The organism is Streptomyces violaceorubidus, assembly GCF_000717995.1.
In the GTDB taxonomy this organism is placed as follows: Bacteria; Actinomycetota; Actinomycetes; order Streptomycetales; family Streptomycetaceae; genus Streptomyces; species Streptomyces violaceorubidus.
This window is the reverse complement of the sequence record NZ_JODM01000011.1, coordinates 100,884-113,471: the sequence shown is the minus strand read 5'-3', so window position 1 is coordinate 113,471 and position 12,588 is coordinate 100,884. Positions and strand designations below refer to the sequence as shown.

11 protein-coding genes are annotated in these 12,588 nt (G+C 71.7%); 7 read left to right on the top strand and 4 right to left on the bottom strand.

The features are described from left to right. Positions 1 to 262 precede the first annotated feature (262 nt). Positions 263 to 793, top strand: coding sequence for a DUF6082 family protein (locus IE94_RS0116445; RefSeq protein ID WP_030184471.1), 531 nt, complete (start codon positions 263 to 265; stop codon positions 791 to 793). Between the two features lie 147 nt (positions 794 to 940). Beyond that, positions 941 to 1,177, top strand: coding sequence for a hypothetical protein (locus tag IE94_RS0116440; RefSeq protein WP_030184469.1), 237 nt, complete (start codon positions 941 to 943; stop codon positions 1,175 to 1,177). A 137-nt stretch (positions 1,178 to 1,314) separates the two neighbouring features. On the opposite strand, the gene IE94_RS0116435 is transcribed toward IE94_RS0116440, so the two are convergent. Beyond that, positions 1,315 to 2,487 carry a citrate synthase/methylcitrate synthase gene (locus IE94_RS0116435; RefSeq protein ID WP_030184467.1) on the bottom strand — a complete coding sequence of 391 codons (1,173 nt, stop codon included), beginning with the start codon at positions 2,485 to 2,487 and terminating at the stop codon, positions 1,315 to 1,317. Between the two features lie 123 nt (positions 2,488 to 2,610). Between IE94_RS0116435 and IE94_RS0116430 the strand changes: the two genes are divergently transcribed. From IE94_RS0116430 to IE94_RS0116415, 4 genes are all read left to right on the top strand, one after another. Next, positions 2,611 to 3,876: a citrate synthase gene (locus IE94_RS0116430; protein WP_030184465.1), complete on the top strand. Its 1,266-nt coding sequence runs from the start codon at positions 2,611 to 2,613 to the stop codon at positions 3,874 to 3,876. 54 nt (positions 3,877 to 3,930) lie between these two features. Next, complete coding sequence (locus tag IE94_RS0116425) at positions 3,931 to 4,875, top strand: ferredoxin family protein (RefSeq protein ID WP_030184464.1); 945 nt, start codon at positions 3,931 to 3,933, stop codon at positions 4,873 to 4,875. 88 nt (positions 4,876 to 4,963) lie between these two features. Beyond that, a complete protein-coding gene (locus IE94_RS0116420; RefSeq protein ID WP_030184462.1) occupies positions 4,964 to 6,634 on the top strand; it encodes an ATP-binding protein in 1,671 nt (556 codons plus the stop codon). Then, positions 6,631 to 7,311 (top strand): response regulator, encoded by a 681-nt coding sequence (locus IE94_RS0116415; RefSeq protein WP_030184460.1) that lies wholly within the window; start codon positions 6,631 to 6,633, stop codon positions 7,309 to 7,311. The genes IE94_RS0116420 and IE94_RS0116415 overlap by 4 nt, the downstream gene beginning before the upstream one ends. A 35-nt stretch (positions 7,312 to 7,346) precedes the next feature. Here IE94_RS0116415 and IE94_RS0116410 read toward each other — a convergent pair whose 3' ends face one another. From IE94_RS0116410 to IE94_RS0116400, 3 genes are all read right to left on the bottom strand, one after another. Further along, complete coding sequence (locus IE94_RS0116410) at positions 7,347 to 8,939, bottom strand: solute symporter family protein (protein ID WP_030184459.1); 1,593 nt, start codon at positions 8,937 to 8,939, stop codon at positions 7,347 to 7,349. Further along, positions 8,936 to 9,514 carry a DUF485 domain-containing protein gene (locus IE94_RS0116405; RefSeq protein ID WP_030184458.1) on the bottom strand — a complete coding sequence of 193 codons (579 nt, stop codon included), beginning with the start codon at positions 9,512 to 9,514 and terminating at the stop codon, positions 8,936 to 8,938. The genes IE94_RS0116410 and IE94_RS0116405 overlap by 4 nt, the downstream gene beginning before the upstream one ends. A 228-nt stretch (positions 9,515 to 9,742) precedes the next feature. Beyond that, entirely contained in the window at positions 9,743 to 11,866 is a 2,124-nt protein-coding gene (locus IE94_RS0116400; protein ID WP_030184455.1) for a DNA gyrase/topoisomerase IV subunit B, read from the bottom strand. A 440-nt stretch (positions 11,867 to 12,306) separates the two neighbouring features. Here IE94_RS0116400 and IE94_RS0116395 point away from each other — a divergent pair, with 440 nt between their 5' ends. Beyond that, the gene (locus tag IE94_RS0116395; RefSeq protein WP_030184453.1) at positions 12,307 to 12,537 is read left to right on the top strand and encodes a DUF7455 domain-containing protein; all 231 of its coding nucleotides are present in this window, start codon (positions 12,307 to 12,309) and stop codon (positions 12,535 to 12,537) included. Positions 12,538 to 12,588 lie beyond the last annotated feature (51 nt).

Sequence of the window (12,588 nt, the reverse complement as noted above, 5' to 3'; positions counted from 1 at the left end):
GTGCGGAATGGCCTGCTCAGGATACGAGCCGTCGCCCTCGGCACGAAGTGAACGATCGTTAGCAGCGTGCGCGGGGCAGACGTTTTCCAAGGCGCCGGACCGTGCGACCCTCGCTTCCCTCCGTGCGCCTCCTCTCCGCCTCCCCGTCGATCAGCGCCGCTCGGCACTCTGGAGGCGGCAAGCGCCGCCCATCGCTCGCCGGTCCCCGTCAGCCGACCCGCACTCGACGACCGGCGGGCGGTCGCCTGACTCGGGGGTTGACATGGCCACACAGAAGAACATCACGGGGAGGTTCGGCTCCGTCGCGGCCGGCATGCTGCTGGCCGCGCGGCAGCGGCGGCTGGACCGGGCCCGTCTGCACGAGCGCCGGCTGCGGCTGGAGGAGCTGGCCATCCGGCGCGAGGCACTGCGGCACCAGCAGCGCATGCACTGGGCGTTGCTGAACAGGGCGCTCGACGACCCTTCACTGGCGGAGGTCATCGACACCTACGACAAGAGCATCCCGGCGCGGAAACGACGTCAGTTCTTCTACGCCAACGCCTGGTACACACATCTGTACCACTGCCACCGAGCGGGCCTGCTGGACCGGGAGGAGCTGTACCGGACCTTGCGCGAGTTCTTCCAGAGCCCCGTCTTCCGGGAGTACTGGGACGCTTCCGAGCACATGCGCGCCTCCCTGAACGAGGCGTCCGAGGAAGCCCGGCTGGGCCGCATGATCGACGGCCTCGTCCACGATCTCGACGAGGCCGACACCGACGAATGGTGGGTTGTGGGGACCCCTCCGACAGACTGACGGTGCGGCCGCGCGGACTCGGCCGCGCAGGTCAACGCACCGGAACCGGCGACACGACGGAGCGATTTTCGGCCATCCAGCGACGTGAGCCTCATGAACCCCAGTAGCTTGTGCTCACCATCACTCTGGACACTAGGACCGGTACCGTTGAAGATCGTGCGCCGCATCGGTGTGCCGCCCAGCGCTCGGGGCAGTAACTCGGGATCCACCTGCCCCGACCTGTTCGAACTGAGCGACGGCAACTTCGCCGTCATCGGCACCGAGGCCACCGAGGCGCTGGAGCGTGAGCTGCCCGCCGACGCCGCCCGCGCCGACTACGAACGCATCGTGGTCGTCAGCCGGGAGACCCTCATCCGGGCCAAGGCGGACATCCCCGACGCCTGACCTTCCCCGTGTCTTCGGCCGCACCCACCGACGACGGCCCACGGACCCACCACCGGCGAGCAACCCGGCACCCCCTCCTTGCTCGACCCTCCCCGACCAGGCCTGGCGCCCGAACGGCACCAGGCCTCTCGCACGTCTCAGGCCACCGCCGGTACACCCACCGGGGCCCCCGGCCCCACGTACCGGGCCGCCGGACGGATGATCTTCGAGTCCCGCGCCTGTTCCAGGATGTTCGCGCTCCAGCCCACCACGCGCGCCGCCGCGAACGTGGGCGTGAACATCTCGCGGGGCAGGCCGCACAGTTCCATGACCACGCCGGCGTAGAACTCGACGTTGGTGTGCAGTTCCCGCCCCGGCTTCAGCTCCGCGAGGATCGCCTCGACCTGACGTTCCACCTCGACCGCGAACTCCACGCGCGGGCCGCCGAACCGCTGCGCCACCTCACGCAGCATCCGCGAGCGCGGGTCCTCCGTGCGGTAGACCGCGTGACCGAAGCCCATGACGCGGTCACCGGCGAGCACCCGCTCACGGATCCACGCGTCGATGCGGTCGGGGGTGCCGATCGCGTCCAGGGTGTCCAGCGCCCGGCTGAGCGCGCCGCCGTGCAGCGGGCCGGACAGCGCCGACACCGCACCGGTCAGGCAGGCCGCGACATCCGCGCCCGTCGACGCGATGACCCGCGCGGTGAAGGTCGACGCGTTGAACCCGTGGTCGATGGTGGAGATCAGGTACTGCTCGACAGCCCGCGTGCGGGCCTCGTCCGGCTCCTCGCCGGTCACCATGTAAAGGTAGTTCGCCGCGTACGACAGGTCCTCGCGGGGGCCCACCGGCTCCAGCCCCCGTCCCAGCCGGTACAGCGCGGTCAGCAGCGTCGGCACGGCCGCGGCGGCCACCAGGGTGTCCTGCCGGCGCTGGTCGACGGAGAGGTCGTACACCGGCCCGAAACCGAGGGCGGCGCCCAGCAGGGACAGACCCGTGCGCATCCCGGCGAGGGGGCCGGAGCGGCCACCGGCCTCGGCGATGGCGGGCAGGGCGGCGCTCACCGCGTCGGGGAGCCGCCGCAGCGCGGCGGTCTCGGCGGCGAAGGCCGCCCCGCGTCGCGCGTCGGGGAGTTCCCCGTGGACCAGGAGATGCCAGACGTCCTCGAAGCCGCGGCTCTGAGCGAGCTCGACGGCCGAGTACTGGCGGTAGTGGTAGAAGCCCTCCAGTCCTCGCACGTCGCCGACCTCGGTGTCGGCCACCACGACACCGGCGAGCCCACGCGGCACCTCGACGAGCGTTGCGGCCGCTGCGGTTCCCTTGACGGACATGATTACCTCCTCGGACTTGACTCTACTGTCCATACTTGACTTCAGATCTGTCAATATTGATTGCATCAACACAATGTTCCACAGCACTCAAGACGAACCGCCTCCGATCGATACGGTGACCTCATGCGCGATCAAGAGCCCGACCACACCGCCGGCGGCGAGCGGCGCCTGACCACCCGGGAGGCGGCCGAACTGCTCGGGGTGAAGCCCGAGACCGTGTACGCGTACGTCAGCCGCGGGCAGCTCGGCAGCCGACGGACGCCCGGCTCGCGGGGCAGCACCTTCGAGGCCGACGAAGTGCGGGCCCTCGCCCGGCGCAACCGGCGCGACGGCGGCACGGGCGCGGCCCCGGCCACCGGACAGGAGCTGACCGTCCGCACCCGCCTCACGCTCATCGAGAGCGACCGGTACTACTTCCGGGGTGTCGACGCGGTCGAACTCGCCGCTCGTCACACCTACGAGGAGGTGGCCGAGTGGCTGTGGACCGGACGGCTGCGTCCCGGCGCCGCCTTCCCGGCACCGGAATCCTCCGTGGCCGTCGCCCGTCGCGCCGTCGACGCCCTGCCCGAACACGCCGGCCCCGCCGACCGGCTCCGCGTCGCGGCCATCGCCGCGGCGGTCACGGACCCGCTCCGCTTCGACCTGACCGAGGACGCGGTCCTGGGCACGGCGCGCTCCCTCATCCCCACCCTCGTCGCCGCGCTGCCGCCCGTACTGCGCGACGGAGACGACCAGGATCCGATCGCCCGCCGGCTGTGGACCCGGCTCAGCGGGCAGGACGCCGACGAACCGACCCTGCGCGCCCTCGACACGGCGCTCTGTCTTCTCGTCGACCACGACCTGGCGGCCTCCACGCTCGCCGTGCGCGTCGCCGCGTCGGCACGGGCGCACGCCTACGCGGCCGTGTCCGCCGGGCTCGGCGTGATCGAGGGGCCGCTGCACGGCGCCGCCGGAGGACTCGCCCACCGGATGCTGCTGGAGGTGCTCGATCTGGGCAGCGCGGCGCCGGTGGTCGCGGAGGAGTTGCGGGCCGGCCGGCGCATCCCCGGGCTCGGCCACCGGCTCTACCCCGGCGAGGACCCCCGCGCGCGGGCCCTGTTCGCGCTCCTGGAGGACATCCCCCGGGCGGCGCCCCCACTCGCGGCGGCCCGGGACGTCCAGGCCACCGCCGCCCGCCACACCCCGCTGCACGCCAACGTCGACCTGGCACTGGCCGTGCTCACCGTGTCCTCCGGCATGGCCCCCACCGCGGCCGAGACGATCTTCGCGGTGGCCCGTACGGCGGGCTGGATCGCGCACGCCCTGGAGGAGTACGGGGAGCGCCCGCTGCGGATGCGCCCGAGCGGGCTGTACTCGGGTGCGAAGCCGCCGCGCCCCCTGCCGGAGTAGTGCCCAGGCGCGGCTGGAAGTCGTCGCGGGCCAAGTCAGGTTAGGCTCACCTCTGTGAGTACGTGCTCAGCCGTCTCCGGGGACCTCGACGAGCCCGTTTCGGGCACCGCACCCGTCGCGAGGACCTGGTTGCTGCTCGAACAGCCCGGCCCGTGGGGCGCCAAGGCGCTCACCTCGAGCCACCTGGACACCGCGCTGGGGCGCGCCCTCGACGCGGCGGTGAAGGGGACGGGCGTGCGCGTCGCGCTCGTGCGCCGCCCCGGCCGCCACGCGGACCAGGGCACGCCCGCCGAACGCACGGTGTACGCGGCCCACACCGTGCCGGGGAACGTGTGGCTGCACGGCACCGCGATCAAGGACCCCCGTCGGCTGCTCGAACTCGACTTCGCGGCACTCGGCCGGGGCGACCACCACACCTTCGACTCGGTGCTGGACGGCCGCCCGCACACGGGCGATCCGCTCGCCCTCGTCTGCACCAACGGAAAACGCGACCGGTGCTGCGCCCTGCTCGGCAGACCCCTCGCGGCCGAACTCGCCGCCTCCGGAGCCGACGGCGTCTGGGAGGTCACCCACCTGGGCGGTCACCGCTTCTCACCGACCGTGCTCGTCCTGCCCCACGGATACGTCTACGGCCGGGTCCAGGCCCACGCCGTCAAGCAGATCCTGCACAGCGCGCGGGAGGACCGGATCGTCGTCGAGGGCTGCCGCGGAAGCTCCGCGTGGGAGCGCCCGGCCCAGGCGGCCGAGCTGGCCCTGCGGTCGGCCGTCGGCGAGGACACGGCCGAGGCCCTGACCGTCGTACGGACGGACGGCGCCGCACCGCGCTGGGAGGTGACCCTGGCCCACCGCGACGGCCGGCACTGGCGGGTCGCCGTCGTACAGGGGGCGTCGGCGCCGCCGCGGCCGGAGAGCTGCGGGGCGTCCGTGCTGGGCTCGCCGGCGCGGATGGAGGTCACCGCGGTGCGCGCCCTGCCGCTGGCGGCGGCACTGGCCGGCTGACCTCCCCCAGGGGGATGCACCCCACCCGTGGGAGATACGCGCCGCACCCCCCTACGGCACGCCACCGGCCCCACGTACCGTCATGGCCATGAGCTCCACTCCCCCCGTCCGCCGACTGCGCCTGGGCCTGCCGCGGCGGGTGTTCTCACAGGTGCTGCTGATGCAGCTGGCGATCGCCGCGGGCGTCGCCGTGCTCGCGACCGGGCTGTTCCTGGCGCCGCTCGGCGACCAGCTGGACGACCAGGCGATGCGCCGGGCGCTGGCGATCGCGCAGACCACCGCGCAGCAGCCGCAGGTCGTACGGGACCTCAAGACCACCCGGCCGACGGCGAACGGCCCGGTGCAGCGGGAGACGGAACGGGTCCGTGAGGCCACGAAGGCGGAGTACGTCGTCGTGATGGACCGCGAGGGCGTGCGCTGGTCGCACACCGACCCGCGGCGCATCGGCCAGGTCGTCTCGACCGACCCCGGGCAGGCGCTGTCCGGCCGTGAGGTCATGGAGATCGACAACGGCACCCTGGGCCGCTCCGCCCGCGGGAAGGTGCCGTTGCGCGACGGCGACGGCGAGATCGTCGGGGCGGTCTCGGTCGGGATCGCGTACGACAGCGTCCGGGCGCGGCTGATCCACGCCATCCCCGGCCTGTTCGCCTACGCCGGTGGTGCGCTGGCCGTCGGCGCCCTGGCGTCCTGGATCATCTCGCGCCGGGTCCAGCGGCAGACCCGGGACCTGGCCTTCTCGGACATCGCGGGGCTGCTGGCGGAGCGCGAGGCCATGCTGCACGGCATCCGGGAGGGGGTCGTGGCGCTCGACCGCGGCGGCCGGGTGCGCCTGCTCAACGACGAGGCGCAGCGCCTGCTGGACATCGGCGGCGAGGCCGTCGGCCGGTCCCCCGACGAGGCGCTCGGGGCCGGGCGCACGGCCGACGTCCTGGCCGGCCGGGTCACCGGCACCGACCTGCTGACCGTGCGCGGCCAGCGGGTCCTGGTCGCCAACCGGATGCCCACCGACGACGGCGGGGCCGTCGCCACACTGCGTGACCGCACCGAGCTGGAACAGCTCGGCCGGGAGCTGGACTCCACGCGCGGCCTGATCGACGCGCTGCGCGCGCAGGACCACGAGCACGCCAACCGCATGCACACCCTGCTGGGGCTGCTCGAACTGGAGATGTACGACGACGCCGTGGAGTTCGTCGGCGAGGTGGTCGGCGACCACCGGGTCACCGCGGAACAGATCACGGAGCGGATCCAGGACCCGCTGCTCGCCGCGCTGCTGGTCGGCAAGGCCACCGTCGCGGCCGAACGGGGAGTCGCCCTGTGGGTGTCGGACCGGACGCGGCTGCCGGACCGCCTGGTCGATCCCCGGGGACTCGTCACGATCGTCGGCAACCTGGTCGACAACGCCCTCGACGCCGCCGCGGGGACGGCGCACGCGCGCGTGGAGGTCGAACTGCGTGCCGAGGGACGCGCCGCCACACTCACGGTGCGCGACACGGGGCCCGGGATTCCGGCGGACCACCGGGACCTGGTGTTCACCGCGGGCTGGTCCACGAAGGAGGCGCCGGCGCACCGCGGGCGCGGCATCGGGCTGTCGCTGGTGCGCCGCCTGGCCGAACGGCAGGGCGGCAGCGCGGCCGTCGGGAAGGCGTACGGCGGCGGTGCGGAGTTCGTCATCGTCCTCCCGGATGCCCTGACCGAACCGGTCCCGCACCCCGCCCTCACCGCCCCTGTGACCGCCGCCGCCGAGGAGGAGTCCCGATGATCGAGGTCCTGGTCGTGGACGACGACACGCGCGTCGCGCGCGTCAACGCCGCCTATGTCGAGAAGGTGCCGGGCTTCCACGTCGCCGGTGAGGCACACAGCGCGCTGGAGGCGCTGGACGCGGTGGAGAGGCTGCCCCGCCTCGACCTGATCCTGCTGGACCACTACCTGCCCGACCGGACGGGACTGGAGGTCGTCCGGGAGATGCGGCGGCGGGGGCGCCAGGCCGACGTCATCATGGTGACCGCCGCCCGCGACGTGTCGACCGTGCAGGCGGCGATGCGTCAGGGTGCGCTCCAGTACCTGGTGAAGCCGTTCGCCTTCGCCGGTCTGCGCGCCAAACTGGAGGCGTACGCCGAACTGCGCCGCACCCTCGACGGGGGCGGTGAGGCGGAACAGGCCGAGGTCGACCGGATCTTCGGCGCCCTGTCGGCACCCTCCGAACCCGGGCTGCCCAAGGGCCACTCCCCCACCACCGCCGAGCTGGTGCGCCAGTGCCTGCTGAAGGCCGACGGCCCCCTCTCCGCCCAGGAGATCGCCGAACGGACCGGCGTGAGCCGCCAGACCGCGCAGCGCTATCTGAAGCTGCTGGAACGCACCGGACGGGCCGTCCTGACACTCAAGTACGGCGAGGCGGGCCGCCCCGAGCACCGTTACGCCTGGGCCACCCGAACCTGAGACGGCCGCCGGCCCCGGGGCACCCGCCGTCGTCCCTACACCGCCCCTGCCCCGGTCAGCGACCGCACCTCGGTCTCGGCGTGCCTGGCCTCGTCCGGTTCCTCCGGCGAGGTGACCGTGCCCAGCCACCCGGCGACGAAGCCCAGCGGGATCGAGACGAGCCCCGGGTTCTGCAGCGGGAAGTACTGGAAGTCGAGGCCCGGGAAGAGCGACTGCGGGCCGCCGGAGACCACCGGGGACAGCAGCACGAGCACCACGGACGGCACCAGACCGCCGTAGACCGCCCACACCGCACCACGCGTGGTGAAGCCTCGCCAGAACAGCGAGTAGAGCAGCACCGGCAGGTTGGCGGAGGCCGCCACGGCGAAGGCGAGGCCGACCAGGAAGGCGACGTTGAGGTCGCGGGCGAGCAGACCGAGCCCGATCGCTACCGCGCCGATGCCGACGGCGGCGAGCCGGGCCACGGCGACCTCGCTGCGCGGCTTGGAGTGACGGCGCCGCAAGGACGCGTACAGGTCGTGGGCCACGGAGGCCGAGGACGCCAGGGTGATGCCGGCCACCACCGCGAGGATGGTGGCGAACGCGACGGCGGCGACGACCGCGAACAGGACCGTCCCGCCGGTGGACTGCGCGCCGCCGCCCAGGTCGAGGGCGAGCAGCGGCACCGCCGTGTTCCCGGCGGCGTTGGACGCGCGTACGGCGTCCGGGCCGACCAGGGCGGCGGCGCCGAAGCCGAGCACGATCGTCATCAGGTAGAAGCCGCCGATGAGTCCGATCGACCAGACCACGGACCGCCTCGCCGCCCGGGCGGTGGGCACGGTGTAGAAGCGGGACAGGATGTGCGGCAGCCCGGCGGTGCCCAGCACCAGGGCGAGTCCCAGGCTGATGAAGTCGAAGCGGGAGACCCAGTCCCCGCCGTACGCCAGGCCGGGTGCGAGGAACGCCTCACCGTGGCCGCTGCGCTCGGCCGCCGTGCGCAGCAGCCGGTCGACGTCGCCGTGGAAGCGCACCAGGACGAGCGTGGTCAGTGCCACGGTGCCGCCGAGCAGCAGCACCGCCTTCACGATCTGGATCCAGGTGGTGGCGCGCATCCCGCCCAGCGACACGTAGATCACCATGAGGGCGCCGACACCGATGACCGTCCACGTCCGTGCCGCCTCGCCCGTCCCGCCCAGCAGCAGCGCGACCAGGCTGCCCGCACCCACCATCTGCGCCACCAGGTACAGGACGGAGACGGTGACCGAGGAGGTGCCCGCGGCGATCCTCACCGGCCGCTCCCTCATCCGGGCGGCGACGACGTCGGCGAGGGTGAACCGCCCGCAGTTGCGGACCAGTTCGGCGACGAGGAAGAGGACCACGAGCCAGGCCACCAGGAAACCCACCGAGTAGAGCATGCCGTCGTAGCCGTGGAGCGCGATGAGCCCCGAGATGCCGAGGAAGGACGCGGCCGACATGTAGTCGCCGGAGATGGCAAAACCATTTTCCATCGGTGAGAAGAGCCGGCCGCCCGCGTAGAACTCCTCGGCGGATCCCTGCCGGTGACGGCCCACCCAGGTGGTGATCCCGAGCGTGACGGCGACGAACGTGCTGAACAGCAGCAGTGCCAGCGTCTGGTGGTCACCGGTCACGACACACCGCCCCGTGTCCCGCGCGTCAGCTCCTGGGTGTCCCAGCGCAGTTCGAGCGCGGCCCGGTCCCTGCGCAGCCGGGCGTGCCGGGTGTAGGCCCAGGTGAGCAGGAAGGTGGTGAGGAACTGCCCGAGACCGGCGACCATCGCCACGTTCACCGCTCCGGCCACCGGCCGGGCCATCAGGGAGGGCGCCGACGTGGCCGTCACCACGTAGGCGACGTACCAGAGGAAGAAGGCGGCGACGGCCGGCCCGACGAACCTCCGGTACCGGCTGCGGACCTCCTGGAAGGCCGCGCTCCGCTGGACCTCCAGGTACACGTCGGCCGCGGCCCGGGGCGGCTCGGCCGGGGCGTCCCGGCGCATCGGCGGCACCGCCGGCCCGGGGACTCCGGGGCCGGCCGACTCTCCCCAGCCGGAGGCGAGGGCGTCGTACCACGGGTCGTCGTACCGCGGGTCGTCGTACGGCACGCCGGAGGCCGTCTCGACGTAGGCCCTGCCCGGCACCGCACGGTGGTCGGCCGCGCTCTCGGGACCGCCCCCGGCGCCGCGGGACCGATCGTTGCTTGACTGCATGCCCAAGGATGGACAGAACGGGAAGATCCCCGACTCTTCTTCCCCAGCCACTTCACCCCATCAGGTGATTCATCCCGGTGGTGGCCGCACCAGCCGCTTCCCGCGGGCGTAAAGAGCATGACCCGCGGGTGGCGAGGGCAGGCCGCGACGGCGGGCGGGGGGCGCGGTCCCGTACGAAGGACCGGGCCCGGTTCTGGTTCCCGGGCCCGGTCCGACGACCGGGCGTGGTCAGGCGTCGATGCGCGACCGGTCCAGCGTCGCCGCCGAGCTGGAGATGAACTCCTTGCGGGGTGCCACGTCGTTGCCCATCAGCAGGTCGAAGACCTGCTCGGCGGAGTCCAGGTCGGTCAGGTTGATCCGGCGCAGGGTGCGGCGGCGCGGGTCCATGGTGGTCTCCGCCAGCTGGTCGGCGTCCATCTCACCGAGGCCCTTGTAGCGCTGGATGGAGTCCTTGTACCGGATGTTCTTGCTCTGGAACTCCATGAGCTTGTCGCGCAGCTCCCGGTCCGAGTACGTGTAGACGTACTTGTCCTGGCCCTTCTTGGGCTGGACCAGCTCGATGCGGTGCAGCGGCGGCACCGCGGCGAAGACCCGGCCCGCCTCGACCATGGGCCGCATGTACCGGTGGAACAGCGTCAGCAGCAGGGTGCGGATGTGGGAGCCGTCCACATCGGCGTCGGTCATCATGATGATCTTGCCGTAGCGGGCCGCGTCGATGTCGAAGGTACGGCCCGAACCCGCTCCTATGACCTGGATGATCGCTCCGCACTCGGCGTTCTTCAGCATGTCCGTGACGGACGACTTCTGGACGTTGAGGATCTTGCCCCGAATCGGCAGCAGCGCCTGGAACTCGGAGTTGCGGGCGAGCTTGGCCGTGCCCAGCGCGGAGTCGCCCTCCACGATGAACAGCTCGCTGCGGTCGACGTCGTCGCTGCGGCAGTCCGCGAGCTTCGCGGGCAGGGACGAGGACTCCAGGGCCGTCTTGCGGCGCTGGGCGTCCTTGTGCTGGCGCGCGGCGATACGGGTACGGGCCGCGGCGACGGCCTTCTCCATGACCACGCGTGCCTGCTGGGCCGCGTCGCGCTTGGTGGAGGTCAGGAACGCCTTCAGTTCCCTGGTGATCACGTTGTTCACGATCCGGCGGGCCGCCGAGGTGCCGAGGACCTCCTTGGTCTGGCCCTCGAACTGCGGCTCGGCGAGCCGCACGGTGACGACCGCGGTCAGGCCCTCCAGGGCGTCGTCCTTGACGATGTCGTCCTCGGCGACGCGCAGCATCTTCTTGGTGCGCAGCACCTCGTTCATCGTCTTCGTCACCGCCTGCTCGAAGCCGGCGACGTGGGTGCCGCCCTTGGGCGTGGCGATGATGTTGACGAACGACCTGACCGTGGTGTCGTAACCGGTGCCCCAGCGCATCGCGACGTCGACGCCCAGGTCACGGGTGACCTCCGTCGGCGTCATCTGCCCGTCCTCGTCCAGCACGGGGACCGTCTCCTTGAAGCTGCCCTGTCCGCTGAAGCGGAGGGTGTCGCAGACGGGCCGGTCACTGGCCAGGTACTCACAGAACTCACTGATGCCGCCGTCGAAGCGGAACGACTCCTCACCCTTGCTGCCGCCGTCGCCGAGACCGAACTCGTCCCGCACCACGATGGTCAGCCCGGGCACCAGGAACGCGGTCTGGCGGGCCCGCTGGTGCAGCGTGTCCAGGGAGAGCTTCGCGTCCCTGAGGAAGATCTGCCGGTCCGCCCAGTACCGCACGCGCGTACCGCGGCGGTTCTTGGGGATCTTCTTGGTCTTGCGCAGTCCGCTCCCGGCGTCGAACTTGGCGTCCGGGCCCGCTCCCGCGAACGCGCCCGGGACCCCGCGGCGGAAGCTGATGGCGTGGGTGTGCCCACCGAGGTCGACCTCGATGTCCAGGCGGGCGGACAGGGCGTTCACCACGGAGGCGCCGACACCGTGCAGACCGCCGGAGGCGGCGTAGGCGCCACCGCCGAACTTGCCGCCCGCGTGCAGCTTGGTCATGACGACCTCGACGCCGGACAGGCCGGTCTTGGGCTCGACGTCGACCGGGATGCCCCGGCCGTTGTCCCGGACCTCCACCGAGGCGTCGTCGTGGAGGATCACCTCGATGTGGTCGCAGTAACCACCCAGGGCCTCGTCGACGGAGTTGTCGATGATCTCCCACAGGCAGTGCATCAGACCGCGGCTGTCGGTGGATCCGATGTACATGCCCGGACGCTTGCGCACGGCCTCGAGCCCCTCGAGGACGAGCAGGTGCCGCGCGGTGTAGTTGGATCCGTCCCGGTCTGCTCCCGCCAGCAGCGCAGTGGACGGCACGGAAGTCTCGGCGGTCACGCGGTTCGCTCCTCGCTGAATTTCAGATGGGGCCCCGCTGGGTAAGGGCGTGGCTCGGTTCACCGGTCAGAGGGTACCGAGGCCTGGTAGAGCCGTTGTAACGCCACCCTCGTCGCGCCCTCACCCTAGTCCAGGGTCGCATACCTGTTCGATCCCTCGATGGGGTGAAGTACACATCACGTTCCCTTCGAGGCATGAACCATTTAGGCTCCGGGCACGTCCTCATGAACAAACCGGCAACCCAGCCGGCGGGACCGACACTGACCGACTGCGCGAACCCGTACGACACACAGACACGCAATACGGCACATTCGCCGCCAATCGGCAACAGCCGGCCCCTCGGAAAGATTTTTCGAGGAAACGCCACGAGCGGGAACGTTTTGGGGCTGGTTGGATGTTGACCCTGGTACGACAGCTCGTCGAGCTAGAGAAGAGGCGACGTGACTACTGTTCTGACTTCCGCAAGCCCGCTGACGGCCGCCGATCGCTGCGACCGCTGCGGCGCCCAGGCATATCTGCGCGTCGTCCTGCTGAGCGGCGGAGAACTGCTCTTCTGCGCCCACCACGGTCGCAAGTTCGAGCCGGAACTCAAGAAGATCGCCGCTGAGATACAGGACGAGACGGAGCGGCTGACGACCGTTCCGGCATCTTCCGCCGAGGAAGAGCGCTGACTCAACGCGCCCGACGACGAGCCGAATCGGCACAGGCCGATGAACGGGCGG

Coding starts and splice junctions, on each gene's coding strand:
- IE94_RS0116445 (WP_030184471.1), top strand. CDS start 263: ATGGCCACACAGAAGAACATCACGGGGAGGTTCGGCTCCGTCGCGGCC.
- IE94_RS0116435 (WP_030184467.1), bottom strand. CDS start 2,487: ATGTCCGTCAAGGGAACCGCAGCGGCCGCAACGCTCGTCGAGGTGCCG.
- IE94_RS0116430 (WP_030184465.1), top strand. CDS start 2,611: ATGCGCGATCAAGAGCCCGACCACACCGCCGGCGGCGAGCGGCGCCTG.
- IE94_RS0116420 (WP_030184462.1), top strand. CDS start 4,964: ATGAGCTCCACTCCCCCCGTCCGCCGACTGCGCCTGGGCCTGCCGCGG.
- IE94_RS0116415 (WP_030184460.1), top strand. CDS start 6,631: ATGATCGAGGTCCTGGTCGTGGACGACGACACGCGCGTCGCGCGCGTC.
- IE94_RS0116405 (WP_030184458.1), bottom strand. CDS start 9,514: ATGCAGTCAAGCAACGATCGGTCCCGCGGCGCCGGGGGCGGTCCCGAG.